Origin of the sequence: Ensifer aridi (genome assembly GCF_002078505.1) — a bacterium.
Lineage (GTDB): Bacteria > Pseudomonadota > Alphaproteobacteria > Rhizobiales > Rhizobiaceae > Sinorhizobium > Sinorhizobium aridi.
In genome coordinates this window covers 393,674-419,063 of sequence record NZ_LUAV01000002.1, presented here as the reverse complement: position 1 = coordinate 419,063, position 25,390 = coordinate 393,674, and the positions used below count along the sequence as shown (strand labels likewise).

Below are 25,390 nucleotides of genomic sequence, written 5' to 3'. Positions count from 1 at the left end.
ATGTTTGTCTTCCGCGTCGCTACTCAGCAGAAGGGGCGCCACGATGACGATCGCCAAGAAACTTCAGGATTATATCGACAGCGAAGGTGTGACCTACGACACCGTCGCCCATCACCGCACCGCAACCACCAGCCAGACCGCCGAGGCCGCTCACGTCCCAGGCAACAGGCTTGCCAAGTCCGTGGTCGTGCACCACGAGATGGGCTATGTTTTAGCCGTCGTACCGGCTACGCACCGTGTCGAACTCTCGACATTGCAGGACGTCATGAACCGGCGTCTCGGCCTCGCCTCGGAGGAGGAGGTCAGCGAACTTTTCAACGATTGCGAGGTTGGCGCGGTCCCGCCGATCGGATCGGCCTATGGCGTACCGGTCATTCTCGACGAAAGCCTCGACAGGGCCAGCGACATCTATTTCGAGGGCGGCGACCATAGGACGCTCGTACATATGAGCGGCAGCAATTTCCGCAACCTGACGAAGGATGCGCGAGTCGCGCGGTTCAGCCACCCGTCGTAAGCGGATGCCGGCATGGCTTCCGGCGGCGTGGGAGCGATGCGGCAATCGGAGGGGCGATAGTCTTGTCGCTCACAGCGCCGCGCGTCCAATCGGACGCACGGCGCTGTAGATGCCAGTCAATCTCCACGCGGGCCTGCGCGTCGTAATGCCCAAGGCGCGATGAACGGCCACTGTACGTTCCTTAAATCCTACCCGATTTAAGGATAAAAACGTCCAGCAATTCAAAGTGCCACAGCGACCTTTGTGCGTCTGATAACACGCGCGGCGCTGTAGGTACGCTACGCCATCAATAGTAGGGCGAGACGCACGGCCGCCGCGGACCGTAATAGGGCTGGAACGTGTTGTCATAAGCTCTGTACGAGCGGTAGCGGGCATAGCACCAGCGCGCATGCGCATTGCCGCCATAATAGGTCTGGCGGTAATAACTCGGCGCATAGTAGCGCGGCGCGTAGTAGTAGCGTGGCGCGTAGTAGGCTGGCGCATAGTAGCGCGGCCGGTAATAGGTCGGGCCGTGGTAGTAGCCCTCATCGTAGTAGCTCGGGCCGTAATACCTCGGGCCGTAATATCTCGGCTGCGTCAGCAGTCCCCCTATGATCGTGCCGGCGGCGAGCCCGCCAAGCGCCCAGGCCCAATCGTCGTCACCGTTGCGGTGGCTGACCGGCTGCGCCTGCGGTACCTCGACCTTCAGTGGGACAACGGGGGGAAACGCCATGGCCGGCCCAACGCTCGTCAGCGCCGTCGCCAGCGACAAGGCAACAATTGCTAGCCTCTTCATTGGCTTCACCTTTCCTCTACAGCGCCGCACTTGGAATATGACGCGCAAAGGACGCTGTAGCCTTTTGTACTTGCTGGATAACTTTGTGCTCAAACCGACGTCGGTTCAACAAATTTCAAGTAGTATGAAGGCGTTCCCTTCAAATAATGCCGCCCACGGTGCAGAACCCTCTATTCGGAATAGCGCCGCTTGCTATCCGCTTGCAAGATGCTCGAGGGACCTGTTGAAAAGGGTACTCGATATGTGGAGATCGGCACTGAGTACCGCGGTTTCCTACAGTGCCGTGCGTCTTTTCAGACGCACAAAGGACGCTGTAGCACTTTGAATTACTGCACGTTTTTGTCCTTAACCGGCGACGATTTAAGGAACATGCAGTAACGCAAAGCTCTTCGTAAATAGTAGTTTACCGGTCGACTGACTTGCGGCTTGACCGACGGCGGTCGGCTGTGAACAGAAACGGCGACTTGAAGTGCGCCGTTTCCATGAGAGCTTGGCCGCGCAGGTTAAGGATCAGCCTTCCAGCCAACGCACCTCTTCCGGTGTCAGCGTGACCTGAATGGCAGAGAGGCTATCTTCCAGTTCCGCCACGGTGCGCGGGCCGATAAGCGGGATCACCGGGAATGGCTGGGCGATGACATAGGCGAGCGCGATGTGGATCGGGCTGCAGCCGCGCTTCCCGGCGAGTTCGATTGCGCGGTCTCGGCGTTGGAAATTGCGCTCGGAATACCAGACGCGGACGAGCTCTTCATCGTCATGCTTGTCTCGCCCTGCCCTCTCGGTGAAAAAGCCTCTCCCCTGGCTCGACCAGGCGAAGTTCGGTATCTGGCGCGTCATCAGCCAGTCTTTCCAGCGATCGTCCGACGCCGCGACGCAGCCGGGCCAGATGGGATCGAGCATTTGCGCCAGCGAGAAGTTGTTGGAAAGAGCGGCCGGTGCCGCCTTGCCGTTTTTCTCCGCATAGACGATCGCCTCGTCCATGCGTTCGCGCGTCCAGTTGGATCCGCCGAAAACGCCGCGGATGCGTCCGCGCCGGACCTCGGCGTCCATGGCGTCGACGAATTCGCCGACGGGGACGTCCGGATTGTCGCGATGCATGAAGTAGACATCGACATAATCCGTCTTCAGTCGCTCGAGCGACTGATCCAATTGTTTGGCGATCACATCCGGATAGCAGAGCGGCGAATGGGCCCCCTTGCCGATCAGGACGATGTCCTCGCGATTGAGCTTGCGGCTCGTATGCCAGTCGCCGAAGATGCTCTCGGCCTTGCCGCGCTCGTAGATGAAGGCGGTATCGAACAGGTTTCCGCCCGCCTCGTAGAACGCATCGAGCGTCAGGGAGGCGGAGGCGAAATTGGGGAAGAACTCGAAGCCCAGCGCAACCGTGAAGGCCGGCTTGGTCAGGCCCGGAACCTGCCGTTTGGGTACGTTCTTCCCGGCGACGACTGCCGCGCCCGCGATGTTGACGGTCCGCCTGGAGGCCGTCTCGATTGCGAATTCAAGACCGACGGACGCGCGCCAGAGATCGAGAACACGCAGATTGGCGCAGGTCTCTTCGGCATTCATGCCGGGGAAGGTGAACTCGGTGCGGCCGGCACGGATCGCCTCGCCCACCGCATCGACCTCGAACGAGTAGAGATGGCGTTTTTCCTCCACCTCTACCGCCTGCTGATCGTCGCCCTTGATGATCTCGATGCGACCTGTCCCGCCCTGCTTGCCGGAGGCGAACCAGAAGTCCTTCACCTCGATTCGGCCCTTGGAACCGATGATGCGCAGCACGTTGTCCTGCTCAGCCATGATCGAGCAGGACACCTCCGCGATGATGTCGTTGGGGAATTTGAGGACCGCCGACGCCCACTCGTCGACGCCGGACGGGCCCAGCCGAGCAGCGCCAGACACCGTCAGCGGCTCAAGGAAAGGCTTTCTCTCGGCAGCACCGGCGAGCATGCACACCATCGAGACGGGGTAGCCGCCGACATCGAGAATGCCACCGCCGGCGAGATTATTGGCAAAGAGGCGATGCTCCGGCCGATAACCGCCCATGTCGAAGCCGAAACTCGAGCGGATGATCCGCACTTCGCCGATCGTCCCATGCCGCACCAGCTCGACGAGACGGGCCGTCTGCGGATGGAATCTGTACATATAGGCTTCGCCGGCGAAGACGCCGGCCTTCGTCGCTTCGTGGAAGATCGATCGTGCATCGAAGGCGGAAAGCGCCATCGGCTTCTCGACCAGCACATGCTTGCCGGCGCGCACCGCCTTGATCGCCCATTCGGCATGGCCGGTGTGCGGCGTAGCGATATAAACCGCATCGATCTCCGGATCAGCGAGCAGCGCGTCGTAACCCTTGACGATGCGCGCCCCCGGAAAGCCTTCGCCGAGGCCGGGCTTGTCCGGGTTGCGGGTGGCGATGGCCACCAGGCGCCCGGTTGCGGAATGGGCAATGCCTTCGGCGAATGTCCGCGCGATGGTGCCGGGGCCGATGATACCCCAACGGATCCGCTGTACTGAGCTCATGCAATATCCTTTCGATCAGTCCTGGAATTGGTCAAGCGGAGGGACAGGTCGGCAGCGCCGCCACTGCCTGCGGGAAGGCCATTTCGGGCGATGGAACGAAGCGGGCCGCGAACCGATTTGCCCAAAATCGAGGAGTGCCAACATTTGAAGCACATCGAAACCTCCCTTTTCCGATTGTGGTTCTTCAGCGAACATGGGCAGATTATCGCCGGACGAAAATCTGTCTCGTGCAAAGGGAACGTGGAGTTGTCGGAAAGTAAGATTGTCGAAAGGGCGGTCTACCAGCCCAGCGCCTGCAGCATCGAAGGCATGCCTACGCAGCTGCATTTCTTCCACGCCCACCCCGCGATCATGCTGCACCCGCATTGGCATGCGCAGGTCGAAGTGAACTACGTGGTGCGCGGCTCGGTGCATTACCGCATGGCCGGCCATGATCTCAGGCTCGACGCTGGACAGATGTGTCTCTTCTGGGGCGGACAGCCCCACAGGATGGACGAGTCCTCCGATGATTCCCTTTATGCGGGCGCCCATCTGCCGTTGGTGCATTTCTTCCGCATGCGGCTGCCGCCGGCGATATCGGCAATGCTCATGGGCGGCGCCACGATGCTGACATCCGAAACCGATTGTGCCGACGACCGGAACTTTCCGCGCTGGCGTAGCTGGGCCAATTCCGGAGATGAGGTGAAGGCCCGGCACGCCGTGGAAGAGCTGCTGCTGCGCGTTGAACGAATGTTCCTGGAGCCTTACACGATCATTGCGTTGGGCAAGGAAGGCAATGCCGGAGCTGCTTCGGCTTCGCCTTCGCCCGCCGTCGAGCGCATGTGCGATTTCATCGCTGCCAATTTTCTCGAGGAGATCGATGCGGTTGATATCGCCGCCGCCGCTGGATTGCATCCGAAATACGCCATGAACCTGTTTCGCAAGTCGACAGGCATGACGCTGATCAAGTATGTGACCCTGCTGCGCCTTTCGCGGGCGCAAGCCATGCTGATGAACGGCAATGACAGCATTCTACAGGTGGCGCTCGATAGCGGCTTCGGCTCGGTGAGCGCCTTCAACAAGGCTTTCCGGCAGATCGCCGGCATGCCGCCTTCGGATTTCCGCCGCGACGTCCGCGCCGCGGCAGCTGCATGTGTCCTTAAATCACACCCGATTTGTGGCCGGCGCTCCCAAGAGGAAAACTTCAGTGCAGTCCGAACAGATTGAGCAGCTCCTCGCGGTGTCGGACAAACTCGCGCGCGCTACGGTCGCGCGGACGGGGCATGTCGATCTCGATCAGCCGCGGCTCACCGCCCTTTTCGCGCGGCAGGATCAGAATGCGGTCGGCCAGATAGATCGCCTCCTCGAGGTCATGGGTGACGAGAACGGTCGTCACGTCCTCGTCGCGCCAGATCCGTGCGAGCTCCTGCTGCATGCTGATCTTGGTCATGGCGTCGAGCGCGCCAAGCGGTTCATCGAGCAACAGGATCTCGGGCTGGACGACGAGAGCTCGGGCAATGCCGACGCGTTGCGCCATGCCGCCTGAAAGCTGGCGCGGATAGGCGTTCTCGAACTGCTGCAGGCCGACAAGCTGAACATAGCGCCGCGCACGGGTCTTCGCCTCCTCGCGACTAACGCCACGTGTTTCCAGGCCGAAGGCGACGTTGTCGATCACCGTCAACCAGGGGAGGAGCCGGGGTTCCTGGAAGATGACGGCGCGCTCGGCGCCGACACCTCTGACAGCCTTTCCGTCGATCAGGACCTCTCCGGCATCGGCCTCATCCAGCCCGGCCATAACTCGCAGCAAGGTCGTCTTGCCCGAACCGCTGGCACCGACAATCGCCAGGCTTTCGCCGGAGCGGATGTGGAGATTGACGTCTTTCAAGACGGGCAAGGGTCTGCCATTCAGGGTGAAGGACTTGGAGAGATGACGGATGGTCACCTCTCCACGGCGGATTTCCGGCGCAAAGCTCATCGCGGTTCCTCAGTTGCTCGCTGAAGCGCCGTCGGTGGTGAACAGGACGTCCTTGGCAGCCAACTGCCCTTCCTTCAGCTTGCCCTCGCGGACGAGCACGTCGATCCAGAACTGGACGTCGCGCTCAACCGCGAGGCCGCCGGCTCGTACGCCATAACCGCGGAAGTACTGAGCGATATCCGGATTTTCGCCGCGCTGCTTCAGCGCCTCGGCCAAGAGCTGCTTGGTTTCCTCCGGATGTTCGCGCGCATAGTCGAGAGCGCGCGCCGACTGTTCGACAAAGGTTTTGGCGGCTTCCGGGTGCGCCTTCACGAAATCCCGTCGCAGTACGACGAAACCGCCGACGATTTCGCCGAGCACGTCGGTGTCATCGAAGATCGCGCGCAAGCCACCATTTTTCCTGGCGGCCCCCTCGAAGGTCGTCTGCCAATAACCGAAGGCCGCGATGTCGACCTGGCCGGAGCGGAGAACCTGCTCAAGCTGCGGGCCGGGTACGACGACCTGATTGGCGGCATCCGATGCCAGTCCGACCGAATGCAGCGCTTCGCGAATGGTGTAGTCGAGATGCGCACCGAGCGTGTTGACCGCCACGCTCTTGCCGGCGATGTCCTTGATTTCCTTTATGGGACTGTCTTCCAGAACATAGAAGATCGACTGCACCTCGTCATTGATGCCGTTCGACGGATAGGCGGCGACGAAGTCGTTGCCGCTGATGATCGAGTTCAATACAGCGGAGGTCGCGGCGCTGCCGATTTCGACGTCGCCCGAGGCCAGCGCGATCAACGAGGCCGGGCCGCCCGTCGCATAGCCAACATTCTCGAAGGTGATGCCGGTACCGTCGAAATAGCCGAGTTCGGCGGCAAGCTCATGCGCAGAGAGACCGCCCTGGCTCGCCAGGTAGCGGAGCTTGACGGCATCCGCCGCCGCGGCAGCGCCGGTGAGACCAAGGAAGAGAGCTGCGGACAGCAGCAGCTTGCGGGAATGGAAGGTCATATCGTTATCCTTTCAAGGGAGAAGCATGTCAGGGGCTGGGCTGAGACCAGCGGCAGAGCCTGCGTTGAAGAAGAACGAGCACGGCGTTGGCGGCGAGTCCAAGCAACGCGAGCAGCAGGATCGCCGCGAACATCAGCGGGATCTGGAAGTTGTATTGGGCGTTCATGACCTGGAAGCCGATACCCTTGTTCGCGCCGATCATTTCGGCCGCGATCAGGAGCAGCAGCGCCGTTGTGGCAGAGAGACGCAGACCGACAAAGATCGCCGGCACCGACGCGGGCAGCACCACGCGACGGAAGGTTGTGAGCCGCCCGGCGCCGTAGGTGCGCGCCATCTCGATCAGCTTGGTATCGACCTCTTTGACGCCACCGATCGTCGACAACAAGGTCGGGAAGAGCGTGGCCCAGAAGATCACGAAGACTTTGGAGGTCTCCCCGAGACCGAGCAGCAGGATGAAGACCGGATAGAGCGCCAGCGCAGAAGTCTGCCGGAAGAACTGCAGCAGCGGATCGAGCGCCTGCTCGATGGCCTTGACCTGTCCCATGAAGAGGCCGAGGGGAATGCCGATCGCGACGGCCGATGCGAATGCAATGCCCGAGCGCTGCAGGCTTATCGCGATATCGTCCAGCAGCGCGCCGCTGGCAATACCGTCCCACAAGGCGGCGAGGATCACGTCGAGTGACGGAAACACCGCCGGATTAACCCAGCCTTGGCTGCTCGATACCTGCCACAGGACGAGAAAACTTAGAACCAGGCCATAGCGGGACAGAAGCGGACCGATCAGCGCGCGCAGACGTGGCGCCATGGTCACACCTGTCCGCCCCGCGCTCGCAAGCCGGAAATTCGTTGTCAGCGGTGGGTTGACGTTTTCGAGGGTCATGGTCGCTTCTCACTCGGCGGCCTGGACGGCCGAGCGCGCGGCTGTCCAGCGGTTGACGGGAAAAGGCAGGCCGAGATTTTCCCGGAGCGTCCTGCCTTCATATGCCGTGCGGAACAGACCGCGCCGCTGCAGTTCCGGGATCACAAGATCGACAAAGTCGTCGAGCGCAGTCGGAAGCCAGGGCGGCAAGATGTTGAAGCCGTCGGCGGCTTCGTTTTCGAACCACTCCTGCAGCGTGTCGGCAATCTTCTCGGCCGTGCCGACGATCGTGTAATGGCCACGGGCGGAAGCGACCCACTGATAGAGCTGGCGGATGGTGAAGTTGTTCTCGTCCGCGATCTGGCGGATAAGCGCCTGCCGGCTCTTCATCCCCTCCGTCGGCGGCGCCGGCGGCAGCGGTCCGTCCACGTCGTAGCCACGCAGGTCGAGCGTGCCGCCGGTCAGACCGTTCAGAAGGCCGATGCCATCCTCTTCGACGATCAACGAGGTCAGGCGGTCGTACTTCTCGCGTGCCTCGGCTTCTGTCCTGCCGACGAAAGGAGAGACGCCGGGCATGACGAGGACATGGTCCGGGTTGCGGCCGAGGCCGCGGGCGCGCGCCTTGATGTCGCGATAAAACTCCTGGGCGGTTTCAAGGTGTTGATGCGCAGTGAAGATGACCTCGGCGGTGGCGGCCGCAAGCCCGCGTCCATCCTCGGACTGGCCGGCCTGGACGATGACGGGGTAACCCTGGGGCGATCGCGAGACATTGAGCGGGCCGCGCACCTGGAAGTGCTCGCCGCGATGATGGCTTTCGTGCAGCTTCTGCGAATCGTAGAAGACGCCGCTTCCCTTGTTGCGGATGAAAGCGTCGTCTTCGAAGCTGTCCCAGAGCTTCTTGACGACTTCGACATGTTCGGCGGCGCGACGATAGCGTGCCGCATGAGGAAGCTGCGTGTCGCGATTGAAGTTCTGCGCCGACAGGTCGCCTGTCGTGGTGACGACGTTCCAGCCGGCACGGCCGCCGGAGATCAAATCGAGGGAAGCGAACTTGCGTGCCGTCGTGTAGGGCTCTTCATAAGTCGTCGACGACGTGGCGATAAAGCCGAGATGGGTGGTGAAGGGCGCGAGAGCCGAAAACAGCGTCACCGGCTCGAATCCGGCCACGCGGGCATTGCCGCCCTCGCGCGCACCGCCAAAGCCGACCGCCAGATTGTCTGCGAGGAAATAAGCGTCGAAAAGGCCGCGTTCGGCCGTCTGGGCCAGACGCTTGTGAAACTCGAAGCTCGTTGCCCCATCGGCGGGCTGATCTGGATGCCGCCATGCCGCAATATGTTGCCCGCCACCGGGGAGAAATGCTCCAAGCCTGATCTTGCGTGCCATTTCAATTCCTTCCCTCATCAATTCATCCAAACAAGCCTTGCTGTTTGCCGACGAGCGGCCGCCACCCTCATTCCGCCGCGGCCGCGGGCCGCGCTAGCACCGGAAAGAACGCCTCCAATTCATCCACCGCCTGGACGATCCGCTGACGCAGCGATTCCGCCGTAATGCGGGAGTCGGAAAAGTCACGATCGGAAGCGTAGATCGCGGTCGGCAGCGTATGGGCCATGAAGAACCCGAAGAGCGGCCGCAGCTGGTGCTCGACCATTAGGGCGTGCCGATCGCCGCCACCGGTTGCGGTGACGACGATCGGCTTGCCGCGCAATGCCAGCGGTTCGATCAGGTCGATCAGATGCTTGAACAAGCCCGGATAGCTGCCTTTGTATGTCGGCGATCCGACGACCAGGACATCGGCGGCGATGATGTCTTCTATGAGCTGGCGCCCATTGGGATCCAAGTCTTCAAAGCGCTGGGCCTGGCCCAGAAAAGGACCGGCATCGTGAAGATCATAGATGCGACGGCGAAATCCGTAGCGTTCAGACGCGAGCGCCGAAACCTCCTCGACCAATGTTCGAGATTTGGAGGGCCGGCTATAGCTTCCGGCAAGACCGACAAGTTTAAGAGGGGGCATTTTTTCTCCTTTCGGCAAGCGGAATGGCACACCAGCGCTGATCGGCGGGGCTTAATACATATTATCTACGGTTTTAATCAGCTAAAGGAAAATTCGGGTCGCTCTACCAGGAGTACGGAAAAAGTTTGCCTCCCGAGAGCGCTACTATAACGTTAACGCGTCAGGCGTCGTACTCGTCGATCGGAGCCGAAGGGTATTTGGGCAACCGGATAAAATGAGGAGTTCTGCCATGAAGCCGCGTATTTCCGTACTGACCATCGGCGTCGCCGACCTCGAACAATCCCTCGCCTTCTATCGCGACGGTTTGCAACTGCCAACGGAAGGGATCATCGGCCGCGAGTTCGAGCATGGCGCCGTCGCATTCTTCACGTTGGCTGGCGGGCTAAAGCTCGCGATCTGGGCGCAGGACGACCTCGCCCACGACACCGGCCTACCGAAAACGCCGATCAGCTCCACCTCGTTCACGATCGGGCATAACGTTATGCGCCGGGAAGAAGTCGATGAGGTAATGAATCAAGCAGCTCGCGCTGGAGCCGAGATCGTCAAGCCTGCTCAGGACACGTTCTATGGCGGTTATGCCGGATATTTCCGCGACCCGAACGGACACCTGTGGGAGGTTGTCTGGAACCCAGCCAACTTACCGGCTGACAGTCTCGGATGAGCATGCGGCGTCAGCGAGCGAGCAAACCGTTGATCTTGCCGTCGCAGGGCTTTCCGACAGCAGAAACCGATTCGGCCAGGGGCGGCGCATCAGAGCGCGGCGCTCCTAGAGGGCCGATAAACGGGATCCTTTTTGCCCCTACCCTCTCCTAAATCATTTGAAAGGTATGGATGCAGATTTCAGCGCATGCAGCAAAGTTACCTTTTTTGCCACGCTATTTGCCCCGACGGAATTTTGTATGAACTAAATCAACGGTCACAACAGTCGGGGAAACAGCCATTCGGCTTGCTTCCGCCGAACGGAATAATGGCGGACTTTCCGAATGTTCAGTAAGCAGCATGACCGGTGATGGCCTGGACCATCTCGTCAATGTCCCGATCGTGGATTTCGTGCCCTCCCCCTTCGACCCGGTGCAACCGTACATTTCGGATGACTTTGGTGAAGGCCTCCCCGTGCTCGATAGGAAACAGCGGATCGGCTGTGCCGTGGATCACAAGAACCGGGATTTTGATATCGGATGCCTGCAGCCTTGCAGGCTCCTCCTCACTCACCAGCGCGAAATGGTTCGTGGCGCTGGCAAATGACGGCGCCCGGGCCATGTCGCGGGTGATCAACACGCTTGCAGCCTCGGCATCGTGTGGATGCCTGATGCCGGCGAGCATGGCCGTATCGCGACGCAGGAAATCGGCGATGGCTCTAAGGTCAGACCAGTCGATCCTCTCGGCCGCCATAGAGTGCTCCCGATAGGCCTTGGTCGAGGACGGCAAGCCCTCGACCGCGAGCGGTGACGTGCTGATCAGCGTGAGCGTCCGCACACGCTGGGGATGGCGCAATGCGGCCTCCTGCGCGATGAAGCCGCCCATCGACATGCCGGCCAGATGCGCCGTTTCCAAGCCGTAGCTGTCTAGAATACCCATGGCATCGTCGGCCAAGTCGCTAAACGAGTAACCGGGCTCGCCTTGCGGATAGTGCGTGGAAAGGCCGGTGTCGCGCTGGTCGTATCGGATCACGTAGCGTTCTTGAGCGGCTAGTTCTTCACAGAACCTGTCCGGCCACCACAACATCGAAGACATCATCCCCATGATCAGCAACAAGGGTGGGCTGGAGGGGTCGCCGAAAGCCTGAGTCTGCAGCGCCGCGCCCCCGATCTCAACAATCTTATCGGTGACGGGCAATGATCCGGTCTGCGCCATTGACTGATCCTTCCGATTGCAAATTGAAACCAGATTCTTCTTGCATATCCGCTCCTGTTATGCAACCAGTTTCCTGAGAGAATAGGGACCGCAGCGACGATTCCAGTCATGGCTGCAATAGGAGCATGGAGGGTGCAGGTACCTGCCCGCGACCTGGAGCTCAGCGTTCGGGCAGTTGCTGGAAGGGGCGGGCCAAAGTTATGCGGAACAGGTCATGGGCGAACTGCGCGTCCTGCACCTTACAGCTTCGCCGACGAGCAAATTTTCGGTGCTGCAAAAACTGACCAAGGCTTACCAGGCCACGGTGGAAACGGACGAGGGACGAACTCCATCCGTAGCCAAGAACAGAACGGGGTGATTCTCATGGCGCTGCAGTGTGCTGATTTCTACGACGCAGAGTTGTCACGGCACAACCGGCATTTGCGGGCCGCTGCCAGTGTCGGAATGCGCGACCGAGTGCTCGATGTCGGTTGCGGTGCAGGCCAAACCACCCGTGAAGCCGCCTGCATCGCGGTGGAAGGAGACGTGGTCGGTGTGGATACTTCTGCTGAGATGCTTGAGATTGCGCGGCGTCGTTGCGTAGATGCAGGGCTTCGGAATGTCGCGTTTGAACTGGGCGACGCACAACACCACAACTTTCCGGCTGCCAGCTTCGATCTATGCATTAGCCGGTTCGGAGTAATGTTCTTTGCTGATCCGGCGGCGGCATTTGCCAACATCGCCCGAGCGATGCGCCCAGGCGCGCGTCTTGCGTGGATGGTGTGGCAGAGCCAGGAGCGCAATGAATGGTCTGGTGCCATTAGGCAGGCGTTGGCTCCGGGGCGCGCGATTTCAGAGGATGCCGGCAAGGCGTTTTCACTTAACGATCCCGCCATCGCCGCAGAACTTCTCAGCACTGCCGGCTTCGCCTCAATCGACTTTGTCGAGGTGCAAGAGCCGGTCTTCTATGGGCCGGATGTTGATGCCGCTTTTGATGCTCTCACCGGCCTCTATCTGGTGAAGGACGCGCTTGCGCGCTCCGATGAACCACCGGACCAGCCACAGCAGCGGCTGCGTAATTTGCTGGAGGCGCACATGACTGCCGAAGGTGTGTTTTTCGACTCGCGTGCATGGATCATCAGCGCTGTGCGGGCGACTGATTAGTCGGGTCGACTGTGCAGTGGCAGCAATGGAAGATGGCGCACCCGAAGAGATTCGAACTCCTGACCCCCAGATTCGTAGTCTGGTGCTCTATCCAGCTGAGCTACGGGTGCTTGCCTAGAAAGCGGCGACCACCGCTTGCGTGGCGATCCTCTAAAGGGTCCTTCCGGCGATTGCAAGCGCCTTTCGGCAAAAAATTTCATTTTTGCGACGAGGGTGGACGAAGGCCGGAGTTGCCGGCCCCCGAGGGCGAAGCGACGGAAGATCAGGGGCGCCCCTTCGCGCGGAAGGCGTCGAGCCGCACCGGACGGTCAGGGAGCTCGATGCGGAACAGCGTGCCGGGCGTGGGCTTTTCCACAAGCGCGATCGTGCCTCCATGGGCAAGCACCAGCTCGCGGGCGATCGCGAGCCCGAGGCCCGTACCGCCTGAGCGCGCCGAGCCGCGGAAGGCGGCGAAGAGGTTTTCGCGCGCCTTGGCCGGCATGCCGGGACCGGTGTCGTCGATCGAAATCGTCACCACGCTTCCGGTGCGCACCGCCGAGACGGTAACCCTCCTGGCGCGACCGTCTTCCGGCTCGTGATTGATCAGTGCTTCGACCGCGTTGCGGCAGATATTATGGACGATGCGGAACAGCTGCTCGCCGTCCGCATCGACCTCGACATCGTCGCGGATCTGGATATCGAAATCGATGCCGCTCTGGCGATCGACCGCCAGGAGTTCGGCTACATCCTCGACGAGGGGCTTGAGCGCGACGAAGCGGCGGCGCGGCTCGGCCTCGGCGGTGCGCCCGTAAGAGAGAACTTCGCGCGTATAGCCGACGGCGCGGTCGATGGTTCTGAGCAACGTCGGCGCGAAGCGCTTGACCACGGGATCGTCGACATCCGCGAGCCGGTCGGAAATGAGCTGCGCCGAGGAAAGAATGTTGCGCATGTCGTGGTTGATCTTGGAAACGGCAAGGCCGAGCTCGGCAAGGCTCTTCTGTTGCTTCAGGGTCTTCTGCAGCTCGCGCTGCATGCTGGCGAGATGCTGGCCGGCAACCGCGAGCTCGTCGCTGCCCTCCGGCGGCACGAGGACGCGTTCGGGGCTCGACGGCTCGTCCGAAAACTCCTGCATGCTGGTCGTCAGACGCCGGATCGGGACGATCAGCATGCGATTGATGGCGAGAAAGATCAGCGCCGCGGTAATGAGCGAGATGACGATCGACAGCAGAAAGACGTTGCGCGAATAGACAAGCATGGCCTTGCGCAGGTTGGCGTCCTTCATCACCAGTTCGATCGTCGCGTCGCCTTCGCCGAGCGGGCCGTAGACGCGCACCACCCGATTGCCGCCGAAGATCAGCGTATCGAAGGCGTTGCGGATCGCACCGAGCGCCGTGAAGTTGGCTATGTCGTATTCGCCGTCGATCGCGGGAGGCATGTCGACGGTGGCGATCATCCGCGAGGCATCCTTGCGGCGGATAACGATGGCCTTGGTCCCGGTCGCCATCAAGGTCTCGCGCTGCACGGCGCGCGGGAGCTCGATGTTCTGCAGCCCGTCGACGACGACGGCGGCCGCGGCAACCGTGTTCAGCCGATCCTGCAGCCAGCGGATGCGCATGTTGGCGACGGAGGGCACGAAGATCAGCACCTCCGCCAGCATGACGAAGGTGATGGTCAGCAACAGGAGCTTGCCGGAGAGCCCGCGAAGAAAGCCGACTGCCGCTCTTGGTGCCGCATTCGGGTTGGCCGGACGCGCGTCTTCTACCATAAGTTTTACAACATTCCCTGCCGTCAGCCGAAATAGCGCAGGACCCGGATCGCGGACCGCAAGAGGCGATTTCGTGCCACAGGCGAATAATAGGAGATCGCCGCCTGTTTTCCAATCTCGGCGAGCGTCGGATAGGGTGCAACATAGTTGTGGAAGTGCTTCAATGTCAGCCGGTTGGCAACGGCGAAGGCCCAGATGGCGATCATCTCTCCTGCGCCGGCGCCGGCAATACCGGCTCCGAGAATCCGCCCTCGCCGGCCGACCACGACCTTGATCAACCCGCGGCCGAGCTCATCGGTACGGGCGCGATCGTTTCGGGAATAATCCCAACGGACGACCTCGATCCCGGCGAATCCACAGCGTGCCTGCCGCTCGGTCAGGCCGACCTCTGCCAGTTCCGGATCCGTGAAGATCACGCGCGGAACGACATCAGATTTCTCGCGAGCGGGTAGACGAAAGAGGATCTGCTGCAGCACCAGCCGCGCATGGTAGCTTGCCTGATGGGTGAATTGGCCGCCCGCCGCGTCGCCGATGGCGTAGACGCGGCGGTTGCTCGTCCTCAGATCGGCTCCGACCTCGATGTGCTTGGCGTCGTGGCGAATGCCGGCGAGATCGAGATCGAGCGATGCGTGATTGGCGGCGCGACCGGCGGCAATGAGCAGATCGCTTCCGTCGATCTGGAAAGCTCCGTTTCCATTTTCGCAAAGCAACCGGATGCCGCCGTCCGTCTGCCCGATCGAACGGATCGTCGTGCGCTCATGGAGAACGATGCGCTCCGCGGCGATAGCCTCGAGCACGATCGCCGCCAGTTCCGGATCGACCTGCGACAGGGCGGCCGCATTCTCGACCATCGTGACGCGGGCGCCGAGCCGGCGATGGGCGAGAGCCATCTCGAGGCCGACTGCCCCGGCACCGATCACGACGAGGTGCTGCGGCAAGTGCTTCAGCTCGAAGAGTGTCTCATTGGTGAGAAACGGCGTCTCCGCCAGCCCCGGGATCGGGGGAACGGCGGGAGATGATCCTGTCGCGATCACGAAGCGGCGCGCGCGGATGAGGCGGTCACCGGCGGCCACCGTGCGCTCGTCGATGAAGCGGGCCTTTTCTCCGATCACCTCAACGCCGAGGCGGGTGAAGCGCTCGACCGAATCATGCGGCGCGATGCCCGCGATGACCGAGCGGATGCGTGCCTGCAGCCGCTCATGGTCGACGCCCGGCTCGGAGGCGGTGATGCCGAACTCTGCGGCCCCGCGGATTGCCTCCGCATACTTCGCCGCTGCGATCAGTGCCTTCGACGGCACGCAGCCATAGTTCAGGCAATCCCCGCCCATCCGGCCATGCTCGACAAGAACGACCGGTACGCCGAAGGCGGCGGCGCCTGCGGCCACGGAGAGGCCGGCCGCCCCGCCGCCGATCACACAGATATCGGGAGTGAGTATCTTCGCCACGCCGCACGCCCTTCCCACCGTCAGGCATTCCTATGGCGTAACTGTATTAGCCTGTAGGCCAGAGGCAATGCCGCAATCAGCGCCAGTGCGAGAAGCGCCAACGAAACATCCGTCGTGGCGAAATCCGAAAGGGACAGCGCACGGCCGCTGTGGGCCGCGCCGGCGATCACCTCGTCGAGCCCGCAACCAAGCCAGGCGTAGGCGAAGGTTGCCGGCACGATGCCGATCAGCGTCGCGACGACAAAGGTGCGCAGCTTCACGTCGAAAAAGGCGGGCGCGATATTGACGATGAAAAACGGAAAGATCGGCGCCAGCCGCAGGATCAGGAGGTAGAGAAAAGCGTTTCGCCGAAATCCTTCGGCAAGGCGCTCCAGAAACCGTCCGGCACGCCGACGCAACAGATCGCTGAGGACGCCGCGTGCCGCGAGGAACAGAAGGCTAGACCCCAATGTGGCGGCAAGGACCGTAATGGCTCCCCCGAGAAGCGGACCGAACAGAAATCCCGCGAACATGGTTAGAACCGATGCCGCGGGAATCGAGAAGATCACGACCGCTACATAGACGGCAAAGAAAAGCAGGCCGGAGCGGAGCGGAAAGGCCTCGACGTAGCCACCGAGAGCCTGACGGTGATCGACGAGCGTCGACAGGGAAACATAATGATGCAGCCCGAGCGCGTAGGACGCGAGACCGCCCGCCAGGAGAAACGCAAACGGCAGGAATCGCCAGGGCGAGCGCGGCAGAGGCTTGCGGGCCTGCCGATCGGACGGCGGTGTCACGGTCGCGCCTTCTTCCGCCTTGCCTCTGACGTCATGGCTCATTGAGCTCTGCCTTCCTCGGGGTTCGGCCCTGCATCATATCGCGATGATCCCCGGATCGTATCGGCGCGGACCATCGTGATCGATTCTTTAGCCGTATGCGGGCGCACCTTTCCTCATCCCGCTTTACAGCGCCGCGTGTCCGATCGGACGCGCAAAGGTCGCTGTAGCACTTTGAGCTGCTGCATGATTTTGTCCTTAAATCGATTCCGACTTAAGGAACCATGCAGTAGTGAGAATCGGGACGCGGAACCAATAACGAATGGTCGCGTCCTCCAACGACAGCGTGAACGGACAAGCGTGACAACTCACGTTGCCGTGAGACGAAAGAGCCTACCGGATGGCAGGCTCTTCGCTTACATCGGTAGCGTTCACCGTGAAGGCTCAGAACTCCTCCCACTCGTCCCGGGCGGCGGCCGAGCCTCCGAAAGCACGCGAAACCGTGCCCATCATGCGCCTGGCCGGCGAACCGACCGGGCGGCTCGCCCCCTTGACCGGTGCGACGGCGCGTGCCTGATCGCGTTCGACCTTGAAGTAAGCGATGAGGCTCGCGAGATTGTCCGCTTCGGCGGAGAGCTTGTGCGTCGCCGCATTCGCCTCCTCGACCATCGCGGCATTGCGCTGGGTGACCTGGTCCATCTGGTTGACCGCCGTGCTGACCTCGCCGAGGCCCGTCGACTGCTCGCGTGCGGCGGTCGCGATCGAATGGATGTGGTCGTTGATCTTCAAGACGCGCGTTTCGATCTCGCCGAGTGCCGCTCCGGTCGCCTGCACGAGCTTGACGCCTGTCGCCACCTCGCCGCCGGACTTCGAAATGAGCGCCTTGATGTCCTTGGCGGCGCTGGCGGCGCGCTGCGCGAGCTCGCGGACCTCTTGCGCGACGACGGCGAAGCCCTTGCCGGCGTCACCGGCCCGCGCCGCCTCGACGCCGGCGTTCAACGCCAGCAGGTTTGTCTGGAAGGCGATCTCGTCGATGACGTTGGTGATCTGGCCGATCTCGCTCGAAGCCTGCTCGATGCGGCCCATCGCGTCGATCGCGCTGCGCACCACCGACGCGGACTCGGCGGCATTTTCCTTCGCCTCCGTGACCATCACCGTCGCTTCGTGCGCCCGCTCGGTCGAGCTGCGCACGGCGGCGGTGATCTCGTCGAGGGCGGCGGAAGTCTCCTCGAGCGAGGCGGCCTGCTGCTCGGTGCGCTTAGACAGGTCGTCGGCGGCCGTGCGCAATTCCGAAGCATTGCCGTTGATCGAGTCCGTGGTCAGGCGGATCTCACGGAGCGTCTTCTGCAGGGTCGAAAGCGTGTCGTTGACGTTTTTCTGCAGTTCGGCGAAAGCGCCCTGGAACTGGCCGTTCATGTTTTGCGTCAGATCGCCGGCGGCAAGGCTCGCGATGACGCGGCGCGTCTCGGCAATGCCGCTGTCGACGCTTCCGACGAGTTCGTTCACGCTCGCTGCAAAGCGGTTGAGGTCTTCGTTGTCGTAGTCCTTGCCGATGCGCTTGGTGAAATCGCCGGCGGCCGCGGCCGACACGACGATGGCGATGCTCGATTGCAGATCGGCGCTTTTCTCGCGCAGAGCCGCCTCCTGTGCATTCAGCTCACGCACCGCGAGACCGTTCTGCTTGAAGACCTCGACGGCTGCCGCCATGTCACCGATCTCGTCGTTGCGCCCGGCAAGGGGCACATCGACCGAAAGATCGCCGCCGGCCAGCCGCTTCATCCCGTCCGTGAGGTCAAGGATCGGGCGGCTGAGCTGATTGGTGCCGATGTAGAAGGCCGTGCCGATGCCGGCGGCCATGCCGATCCCGGCGATGCCTAGGACGATGAGGACGATCGAGCGTTCGAATGCGGCGATCTCGGCGGTGATCGCGTCAAGGGATTCGCGATCGGCATCGACCACCACATCGATCTCGGCCTGGAAAGCCTTGCGGTTGGCGCGATTGGCGTCGTTATTGCCCTGCTCGTTGGCGGCCTGGGGCGAAACCTCCAGTCCGAGGCGCGCCGTTTCGGTGCGGAAGGTCTTGAACTCTTCCGCGCGTTTTGCCAGCGCATCGAAGGCCGAAAGCCTGTCGGCCGGAACCAGCGGGCGCCAATCCTTCAAAAGCACGTCGATCTTGTCGAGGTTTTTCCGGAGGCCCTCTGCAAAGGACTTCGCCTTCTCGATGGTCGGCGCGGCGTAGATGCCGCGCGATTCCATGACGACTGCGGTGACCAGACGGTTGAGACGCTCGCCCTTGAATGCCCGCTCGGAAGCGCTCTGGAACTGACGGAGCTTGCCGTTGTACTCGGATACGATCAGCAACGACATGCCGGTGATGGCGATCGCCAGCAGACTCATGATGCCTACGATCAAATATATCTTTCCGCGAATTTTCATTTCCTGCCCCTCCCCCGCGCACTCGCCCAAAACGGGAAGTTGATTGCGGTTTGCACGTATTTGATTAAATTCTAAAATACATGTGGTTAACAAAGGCCTCATCGGCTTCACTAAATTTCAAGCGCGCGTCCCGGCAGGTGCGGGTTCGGGGCTCCTATTGCAGCTGGGTATGGATCCTCGGGTCGAGCCCGAGGATGACTGCTGGAATGGGCTCCGTGCATAGCGAAACCGGCTGCGACGGCGAGATGCCTGCCGCCACAAAGCGACTTCCAACGTCGCTGGTTTGCTTGATCCCCAGTACTTCCGTCATCCTCGGGCTTGACCCGAGGATCCACGCACAAGCACCCCGAGTTCTGTCCTTCGGCGCGAAGCCGTCGAGCAGCAATTGACTTTCTCGGACTTTTATTCTTATAAGCCGCGCACGTCCGGTCAGCCCGCGTAAAGGCGGAGCCGTGCCCGGTCGCGTAAACGCTCTTGCACTATGCAAACTCAAGAAGGGCCGCACACCGCGGTATTTAAATAAATGAAGCGTACCTACCAACCGTCCAAGCTTGTTCGCAAGCGCCGTCACGGCTTCCGTGCACGCATGTCCACCAAGGGTGGACGCAAGGTTCTCGCAGCCCGCCGGGCTCGTGGCCGCAAGCGTCTCTCGGCCTGAGCCGAGCTTGCCCGAAATATGTGTCCGGGCAAATGACGTCAGACAAAGACAAAACGACTGTCGGACGGCTGAAAAGCCGTCCGCAGTTTTTGGCCGTTCGGGCTGGAGAAAGCCGCAAAGGACCGCTATTTCTCCTCGAAGTGCTTGACCGGAACGATCCGGAAAGCGAGGCGCGAGTCGGCTTCACAGTTACCAAGAAACACGGCAATGCCGTCGAGCGAAATCGAATGCGCCGACGCCTCAAAGAAGCCGTGCGGCTGTCCGCCGGGTTTGCAATGAAACCCGGACACGACTATGTGATTGTCGCCCGACGCGATCTCCTCAACGCTCCCTTTGACGCATTGATCCGGGCGCTTCGGGATCGCATCGAAAACAAGCCGAAACAGAAGCGGCCGTCGGCCGGTTCCAGGAAACCATGATGGAAAACAACCGCAATTATTTCGTGGCGATTGCCCTATCCGTGCTGATCCTCGTCGCCTGGCAGTTCTTCTATGTCAATCCGAGGATGGAGAAGGACCGCATCGCCGCGGAAAAGGCCCAGCAGACACAGCAAGTCCAGCCGCAGCCGGGCGCTCAGCCAGCGGCACCGGGACAGGCGCTGCCGGGCAGCGGGACGATCCCCGGCGCGGGCGAAAACCGAGAACAGGCCGTCGCCAAGTCTGCACGCGTCGCCATCGACACGCCGGCGCTCTCGGGCTCCATCAACCTGACCGGCGCACGCTTCGACGACCTGAAGCTCAAGGAATATCGCGAAACGGTCGATCCGAAGAGCCCGGTCATCACGCTCTTTAGCCCGGCGGAGACCGCCGACGGCTACTTTACCGAACTCGGCTATATCGGCAATGAGGCAACGGGCACCGTGCCTGGCCCGCAGACCGTCTGGACGCTGGCCAGTGGCGACAAGCTGACCGCGGCCACTCCGGTAACGCTCACCTACACGAACGACAAGGGCATCACCTTCAACCGGACGATCTCGGTCGACGAGCACTACATGTTCCAGGTCGTCGACAGCATCAAGAACGAGACCTCCGCCCCGTTAGCGCTTTCCTCCTACGGCCGCGTCACCCGCTTCAACAAACCGACGACGCCGAGCATCTACGTCCTGCACGAGGGCTTCGTCGGCGTCACCGGCGGCAGCCTGCAGGAGGTCGGCTATTCCGACGCGGAGGATGAAAAGACGGTCGAACCGGGCAAGTCGACCGGCGGCTGGCTCGGCATCACCGACAAGTACTGGGCCGCGACGATCATCCCGCCGCAGGGCACACCGTTCGACACCCGCTTCTCGCATTTCACCGATGGCCGCGCGCGCTACCAGAGCGACTACAGGAGCGAAGCGATCACCGTCGCTCCCGGTCAGACGGTGGAGGTCAAGAACCTGGTCTTCGCCGGCGCCAAGGAAGTCCCGGTCGTCGACAATTACGAGATTGCCTATTCGATCCCCAATTTCGACAAGCTGATCGACTGGGGCTGGTTCTACTTCATCACCAAGCCGATGTTCAAAATGATGGATTTCTTCTTCCGTCTCTTCGGCAATTTCGGTGTCGCGATCCTGATCACCACGATCGTCGTCAAGCTCATCTTCTTCCCGCTCGCCAACAGGCAATATGCCTCGATGGCGAACATGAAGAAGGTTCAGCCGAAGATGGAGGAACTGAAGAAGAAGTTCGGCGACGACCGCATGGGCCTGCAGCAGGCGATGATGCAGCTCTACAAGGACGAGAAGATCAATCCGCTGGCGGGCTGCTGGCCGATCCTCATCCAGATTCCGGTATTCTTCGCTCTCTACAAGGTGATCTACATCACCATCGAGATGCGCCATGCCCCGTTCTTCGGCTGGATCAAGGATCTCTCCGCACCCGATCCGACGACGATCGTCAACCTCTTCGGGCTGCTTCCCTTCGATGCGCCGGCCTTCCTGCATCTCGGCGTCTGGCCAATCATCATGGGCATCACCATGTTCCTGCAGATGCGCATGAACCCGACGCCGCCGGATCCGACGCAGGCGATGCTGTTTACCTGGATGCCGGTGGTCTTCACCTTCATGCTGGCGTCGTTCCCGGCCGGTCTCGTGATCTACTGGGCCTGGAACAACACGCTGTCGATCCTCCAGCAGGGGATCATCATGAAGCGCCAGGGCGTGAAGATCGAACTCTTCGACAATCTGAAGGGGCTGTTCACGAAGAAACCCAAGCCTGCGGAATAGCCGGCAGCGAGCTTCACGCAGAAGCCCCGGATCGAGGATCGTCCGGGGCTTTTTCTTTTTACGCCTCGCGTCGCGGAAGATCACCGCCAGACGCCGCCGCGCTTGACAAGCGGCCACAAAAGCCGGATGCGGACCCGGCAAGAAGGAACGTCGCGATATGTCCGGGAAGAACAACCAGAATGCCTCGAGCGTCTTCGGTCGGCCGTGGATCTTCATCCGCGGTGTTCCGGCGATGAAGTTCCTGCCGCCGGAAGGCCCGACGGAGATCGCCTTTGCCGGCCGCTCGAATGTCGGCAAGTCGTCGCTGATCAACGCTCTCGTGGGGCAGAAGGGCCTCGCGCGCACCTCCAACACACCCGGACGCACGCAGGAGCTCAACTACTTCGTGCCGGACGGCTATTCCGGGGAGGCCGACGACCTGCCGCCAATGGCGCTCGTCGACATGCCGGGCTACGGCTATGCCCAGGCGCCCAAGGAACAGGTCGATGCCTGGACGAAACTCGTCTTCGACTATCTGCGCGGCCGCTCGACGCTGAAGCGCGTCTATGTGCTGATCGACGCCCGTCATGGCATCAAGAAGAACGACGAGGAGGTGCTCTCGCTTCTCGACAAGGCCGCAGTTTCCTATCAGATCGTGCTGACCAAGACCGACAAGATCAAGGCGGCCGGCGTGCCGCGGCTGATCGCCGAGACGCTCGAGAAGATCAAGAAGCGCCCGGCCGCCTATCCGGAGGTGCTTTCGACCTCGTCGGAAAAAGGCGACGGCATCGAAGAGCTTCGGGCGGCGATCGAGCTCGCCGTCACGCGCTGAGCGCCAAATGAAAACTCTTTGATCTCAGTCACTACCCTGACACGCAAACCGCTCTATTTCTACCTCGCAGGTTTTGTCTGCTCTACAGCGCCGCGTGTCCAATGAGATGCGGACGCTCGCTGTAGCCCTTTGAAATCGCCGCATGACTCCGCCCTCGAATCCCCATTCGAGGCATCGTGCGGGAGGATCAGGAGAAAGACATGTCCGATTTGATCGTCGTGGGTTTCGATTCGCCGGAAGAGGCCGACAAGGTCCTCTTGAAGCTCCACAGCCTTAAGAAGGAATATCTGATCGATCTGGAAGACGCCGTCGTCGTCATACGGGACGCCGATGGCAAGGCACATCTGAAACAGAGTCTCAATCTCACCACCGTCGGTGCGGCGTCGGGCCTGCTTTCAGGCTCGCTTTGGGGCGGCCTCGTGGGCCTGCTGTTCCTGAACCCACTCGCGGGCTTCGCGATCGGCGGCGCTCTTGGTGCCGGCGCCGGAGCGCTGTCCGGCTCGTTTGCCGATTACGGCATTGACGACGATTTCATCAAGTCGCTCGGCAGCACGATCCCGAACAATTCGTCGGCTCTCTTCATTCTGGTGCGCAAGGCGCAGCCGGAGAAGGTGCTGGCCGAGCTCTCGGGACTTCGCGGTCGCGTGCTCAAGACTTCGCTTTCACCCGAGCAGGAGCAGAGGCTGCAAGCCGCGCTGACGGACGCGCAGACGCCCTCGCCGCAGGCAGGCACGTTCGGACCATAGGTGCAGCGCGGCAGCGGCATTTGCTCCGGGCGCGTCCGGCCCGCCTCAGCGATACCGAGTGGTGCCGCGTGCAATGATCGGCCCGGTGGGAGAACCGGTTGGCGAGCCGCCCAACGGCTCTACACTGACGGCAAGCGTGGAGCCGGGGGCGAATTTCGCTCGCATTCCCGGGGAGAGCAGAATCTCCCCCTGCCCGGATTGAGGCAGTACGCCGAGCGAAGTGGCAGAGTCGCTGCCCTTGATCAGCCAAAGCTCGAGAGATCTTTCCTCCCCTTGGTCCGCCGCGGTAGGCGTCAGCCTTACGCGCCCGGAACCGGTATTGAACTCGGCGACAAGGCTCACGGGAGTGCCTTGCCCGGCTAATTCTGCAACAAGCGGCGCGCCCGAGCCACCGCCGAAAACGCCGAGCATGGATATCACGAGTGCGGCGACGGCTGTAAGCGACGCGACGGCAAGGCTGCGCCAGAGCGGCAGAGAGCTCCACAGGCCGGAGGTTTCGCCGGCAGCTCCCGACGATTCGGAAATCCGCTCGATCGCGGCCAAACCGCGCGACGGAGCCGCCGGCTCGTTGGCACGATCGCGAGAGGCGAGATTTTTCCGCCAGCGCACGACCATGGCCGCGAAATTGCGATCGGTGGCGATGCGCGCCTCGACCCTTCGACGGTCCTCGGCGGACAGAACTCCCAGCACGTATTCCCCCGCGATCACTTCGTCACGGCGAGAATCCCCGCTCTCGGGCTTCTGCGGCGTCATCGTTCCATGCACTCTCTCGACATCAGGAGGCGCCCGATCTTTCCGGATCGATAACAGGATCAGCCAAATCGTCAGTCTCGTCAATCAGGTTGACGGTGGGTTTCCTGCCCTCGGGATCGATCGCGCGATTACGCGAAGGCGCTGCCGATATCCGCAACCGAGCGCCGGCCGAGCCGGGGATGGTGCACCCGTCATGATGCTCTTATGTTGCGCAGGGATCATTCCATCTGCCGGAAACTTGGGCTAAACAGCAGCCGGTATTTTTCGAGGGTCCGCCATGTCCGCATCAGAAAGTGAAATCCAGGCACGTCTGCTCACCCAGGCCCTGCCTTACATGCAGCGTTACGAGAACAAGACGATCGTCGTCAAATATGGCGGCCACGCGATGGGCAATTCTGAACTCGGGCGCGCCTTCGCAAGCGACATCGCGCTCCTCAAGCAGTCCGGCGTCAACCCCATCGTCGTGCATGGCGGTGGCCCGCAGATCGGCGCCATGCTCAACAAGATGGGTATCGAATCGAAATTCGAAGGCGGGCTGCGCGTCACCGACGAGAAGACGGTCGAGATCGTCGAAATGGTGCTCGCCGGATCGATCAACAAGGAGATCGTTGCCCTCATCAACCAGACGGGCGAGTGGGCGATCGGCCTTTGCGGCAAGGACGGCAACATGGTTTTCGCCGAAAAGGCGAAAAAGACCATTCGCGATCCGGATTCCAACATCGAACGGGTACTCGACCTCGGCTTCGTCGGCGAGGTCGTCGAAGTGGACCGCACGCTTATCGACCTGCTGGCGCGCTCGGAAATGATTCCGGTCATCGCGCCAGTGGCGCCCGGGCGCGACGGCCACACCTACAACATCAACGCCGACACTTTCGCCGGCGCCATCGCCGGCGCGCTCAACGCGACGCGCCTTTTGTTTCTGACGGACGTTCCGGGGGTTCTGGACAAACAGGGCAACCTGCTCAAGGAGCTTTCGGTCGCGCAGGCACGCGCGCTGATAGCCGACGGCACGATTTCCGGCGGCATGATCCCGAAGGTCGAGACGTGCATCGACGCGATCAAGGCCGGCGTACAGGGTGTCGTCATCCTCAACGGCAAGACGGCTCATTCTGTGCTGCTCGAAATCTTCACCGAGCACGGCGCCGGCACGCTGATCGTGCCGTAGGAGCGGCGCGACGGGCGTGATTTGCCCTCACCCTAACCCTCTCCCCGCGCGCGGGGA

Annotated in this window: 24 protein-coding genes and 1 tRNA gene; 11 read left to right on the top strand and 14 right to left on the bottom strand. The window is 61.8% G+C overall.

What is annotated here, in order from left to right; genetic code table 11:
• The first annotated feature begins 43 nt into the window (after nucleotides 1-43).
• Nucleotides 44-514: an aminoacyl-tRNA deacylase gene (locus tag AYK65_RS02330; protein ID WP_026613389.1), complete on the top strand. Its 471-nt coding sequence runs from the start codon at nucleotides 44-46 to the stop codon at nucleotides 512-514.
• 286 nt (nucleotides 515-800) lie between these two features.
• On the opposite strand, the gene AYK65_RS02325 is transcribed toward AYK65_RS02330, so the two are convergent.
• Both AYK65_RS02325 and AYK65_RS02320 read right to left on the bottom strand, forming a co-directional pair.
• On the bottom strand, nucleotides 801-1,289 hold the full coding sequence (locus AYK65_RS02325; protein WP_046119955.1) for a BA14K family protein: 489 nt from the start codon (nucleotides 1,287-1,289) through the stop codon (nucleotides 801-803).
• Between the two features lie 510 nt (nucleotides 1,290-1,799).
• The gene (locus AYK65_RS02320; RefSeq protein WP_081157874.1) at nucleotides 1,800-3,803 is read right to left on the bottom strand and encodes an aldo/keto reductase; all 2,004 of its coding nucleotides are present in this window, start codon (nucleotides 3,801-3,803) and stop codon (nucleotides 1,800-1,802) included.
• A 240-nt stretch (nucleotides 3,804-4,043) separates the two neighbouring features.
• Between AYK65_RS02320 and AYK65_RS02315 the strand changes: the two genes are divergently transcribed.
• The gene (locus AYK65_RS02315; RefSeq protein WP_234706798.1) at nucleotides 4,044-5,009 is read left to right on the top strand and encodes a helix-turn-helix domain-containing protein; all 966 of its coding nucleotides are present in this window, start codon (nucleotides 4,044-4,046) and stop codon (nucleotides 5,007-5,009) included.
• Here the strand turns inward: AYK65_RS02315 and AYK65_RS02310 are convergent.
• From AYK65_RS02310 to msuE, 5 genes are all read right to left on the bottom strand, one after another.
• Nucleotides 4,987-5,757: an ABC transporter ATP-binding protein gene (locus AYK65_RS02310; protein ID WP_046119957.1), complete on the bottom strand. Its 771-nt coding sequence runs from the start codon at nucleotides 5,755-5,757 to the stop codon at nucleotides 4,987-4,989. The genes AYK65_RS02315 and AYK65_RS02310 overlap by 23 nt on opposite strands.
• 9 nt (nucleotides 5,758-5,766) lie before the next feature.
• On the bottom strand, nucleotides 5,767-6,750 hold the full coding sequence (locus AYK65_RS02305) for an ABC transporter substrate-binding protein (RefSeq protein ID WP_081157873.1): 984 nt from the start codon (nucleotides 6,748-6,750) through the stop codon (nucleotides 5,767-5,769).
• Between the two features lie 28 nt (nucleotides 6,751-6,778).
• The gene (locus tag AYK65_RS02300) at nucleotides 6,779-7,555 is read right to left on the bottom strand and encodes an ABC transporter permease (protein WP_420810237.1); all 777 of its coding nucleotides are present in this window, start codon (nucleotides 7,553-7,555) and stop codon (nucleotides 6,779-6,781) included.
• Nucleotides 7,556-7,639: 84 nt separating this feature from the next.
• The gene (locus tag AYK65_RS02295) at nucleotides 7,640-8,992 is read right to left on the bottom strand and encodes an LLM class flavin-dependent oxidoreductase (RefSeq protein WP_081157871.1); all 1,353 of its coding nucleotides are present in this window, start codon (nucleotides 8,990-8,992) and stop codon (nucleotides 7,640-7,642) included.
• 67 nt (nucleotides 8,993-9,059) lie between these two features.
• Nucleotides 9,060-9,620: an FMN reductase gene (gene msuE / locus AYK65_RS02290; protein ID WP_046119961.1), complete on the bottom strand. Its 561-nt coding sequence runs from the start codon at nucleotides 9,618-9,620 to the stop codon at nucleotides 9,060-9,062.
• Between the two features lie 229 nt (nucleotides 9,621-9,849).
• Between msuE and AYK65_RS02285 the strand changes: the two genes are divergently transcribed.
• Nucleotides 9,850-10,281: a VOC family protein gene (locus tag AYK65_RS02285; RefSeq protein ID WP_081157870.1), complete on the top strand. Its 432-nt coding sequence runs from the start codon at nucleotides 9,850-9,852 to the stop codon at nucleotides 10,279-10,281.
• A 326-nt stretch (nucleotides 10,282-10,607) separates the two neighbouring features.
• Here the strand turns inward: AYK65_RS02285 and AYK65_RS02280 are convergent, their stop codons facing one another.
• The gene (locus tag AYK65_RS02280; RefSeq protein ID WP_046119963.1) at nucleotides 10,608-11,474 is read right to left on the bottom strand and encodes an alpha/beta fold hydrolase; all 867 of its coding nucleotides are present in this window, start codon (nucleotides 11,472-11,474) and stop codon (nucleotides 10,608-10,610) included.
• 214 nt (nucleotides 11,475-11,688) lie between these two features.
• Here AYK65_RS02280 and AYK65_RS32305 point away from each other — a divergent pair, with 214 nt between their 5' ends.
• The gene (locus tag AYK65_RS32305) at nucleotides 11,689-11,832 is read left to right on the top strand and encodes a hypothetical protein (protein ID WP_167549654.1); all 144 of its coding nucleotides are present in this window, start codon (nucleotides 11,689-11,691) and stop codon (nucleotides 11,830-11,832) included.
• Nucleotides 11,833-11,837: 5 nt separating this feature from the next.
• Nucleotides 11,838-12,617, top strand: coding sequence for a class I SAM-dependent methyltransferase (locus AYK65_RS02275; RefSeq protein WP_081157934.1), 780 nt, complete (start codon nucleotides 11,838-11,840; stop codon nucleotides 12,615-12,617).
• A 33-nt stretch (nucleotides 12,618-12,650) separates the two neighbouring features.
• Here the strand turns inward: AYK65_RS02275 and AYK65_RS02270 are convergent.
• From AYK65_RS02270 to AYK65_RS02250, 5 genes are all read right to left on the bottom strand, one after another.
• Nucleotides 12,651-12,727, bottom strand: a tRNA-Arg gene (locus AYK65_RS02270).
• A gap of 152 nt (nucleotides 12,728-12,879) precedes the next feature.
• A complete protein-coding gene (locus tag AYK65_RS02265; protein ID WP_139793108.1) occupies nucleotides 12,880-14,361 on the bottom strand; it encodes a sensor histidine kinase in 1,482 nt (493 codons plus the stop codon).
• Between the two features lie 23 nt (nucleotides 14,362-14,384).
• Entirely contained in the window at nucleotides 14,385-15,806 is a 1,422-nt protein-coding gene (locus tag AYK65_RS02260) for a dihydrolipoyl dehydrogenase family protein (RefSeq protein ID WP_046119965.1), read from the bottom strand.
• A gap of 20 nt (nucleotides 15,807-15,826) precedes the next feature.
• Nucleotides 15,827-16,624, bottom strand: coding sequence for a TVP38/TMEM64 family protein (locus AYK65_RS02255; protein ID WP_046119966.1), 798 nt, complete (start codon nucleotides 16,622-16,624; stop codon nucleotides 15,827-15,829).
• A gap of 381 nt (nucleotides 16,625-17,005) precedes the next feature.
• A complete protein-coding gene (locus AYK65_RS02250) occupies nucleotides 17,006-18,997 on the bottom strand; it encodes a methyl-accepting chemotaxis protein (protein ID WP_046119967.1) in 1,992 nt (663 codons plus the stop codon).
• A 523-nt stretch (nucleotides 18,998-19,520) separates the two neighbouring features.
• Here AYK65_RS02250 and rpmH point away from each other — a divergent pair.
• The 5 genes from rpmH to AYK65_RS02220 all read left to right on the top strand — a co-directional run bounded on the left by rpmH (nucleotide 19,521) and on the right by AYK65_RS02220 (nucleotide 23,415).
• Nucleotides 19,521-19,655 carry a 50S ribosomal protein L34 gene (rpmH, locus tag AYK65_RS02240; protein ID WP_077068067.1) on the top strand — a complete coding sequence of 45 codons (135 nt, stop codon included), beginning with the start codon at nucleotides 19,521-19,523 and terminating at the stop codon, nucleotides 19,653-19,655.
• Nucleotides 19,656-19,675: 20 nt separating this feature from the next.
• Nucleotides 19,676-20,074, top strand: coding sequence for a ribonuclease P protein component (rnpA, locus tag AYK65_RS02235; RefSeq protein ID WP_026613416.1), 399 nt, complete (start codon nucleotides 19,676-19,678; stop codon nucleotides 20,072-20,074).
• A complete protein-coding gene (gene yidC, locus AYK65_RS02230) occupies nucleotides 20,074-21,858 on the top strand; it encodes a membrane protein insertase YidC (RefSeq protein WP_172401973.1) in 1,785 nt (594 codons plus the stop codon). Before rnpA ends, yidC begins: the two co-directional genes overlap by 1 nt.
• Before the next feature lie 157 nt (nucleotides 21,859-22,015).
• Nucleotides 22,016-22,669 carry a ribosome biogenesis GTP-binding protein YihA/YsxC gene (yihA, locus tag AYK65_RS02225; RefSeq protein WP_026613418.1) on the top strand — a complete coding sequence of 218 codons (654 nt, stop codon included), beginning with the start codon at nucleotides 22,016-22,018 and terminating at the stop codon, nucleotides 22,667-22,669.
• Nucleotides 22,670-22,869: 200 nt separating this feature from the next.
• Nucleotides 22,870-23,415 (top strand): DUF1269 domain-containing protein, encoded by a 546-nt coding sequence (locus AYK65_RS02220; RefSeq protein WP_046119970.1) that lies wholly within the window; start codon nucleotides 22,870-22,872, stop codon nucleotides 23,413-23,415.
• A 45-nt stretch (nucleotides 23,416-23,460) separates the two neighbouring features.
• On the opposite strand, the gene AYK65_RS02215 is transcribed toward AYK65_RS02220, so the two are convergent.
• Nucleotides 23,461-24,168 carry an anti-sigma factor gene (locus AYK65_RS02215; protein ID WP_081157867.1) on the bottom strand — a complete coding sequence of 236 codons (708 nt, stop codon included), beginning with the start codon at nucleotides 24,166-24,168 and terminating at the stop codon, nucleotides 23,461-23,463.
• A 277-nt stretch (nucleotides 24,169-24,445) separates the two neighbouring features.
• Between AYK65_RS02215 and argB the strand changes: the two genes are divergently transcribed.
• Nucleotides 24,446-25,333, top strand: coding sequence for an acetylglutamate kinase (argB, locus tag AYK65_RS02210; protein ID WP_026613421.1), 888 nt, complete (start codon nucleotides 24,446-24,448; stop codon nucleotides 25,331-25,333).
• The last annotated feature ends 57 nt before the right edge of the window (nucleotides 25,334-25,390 follow it).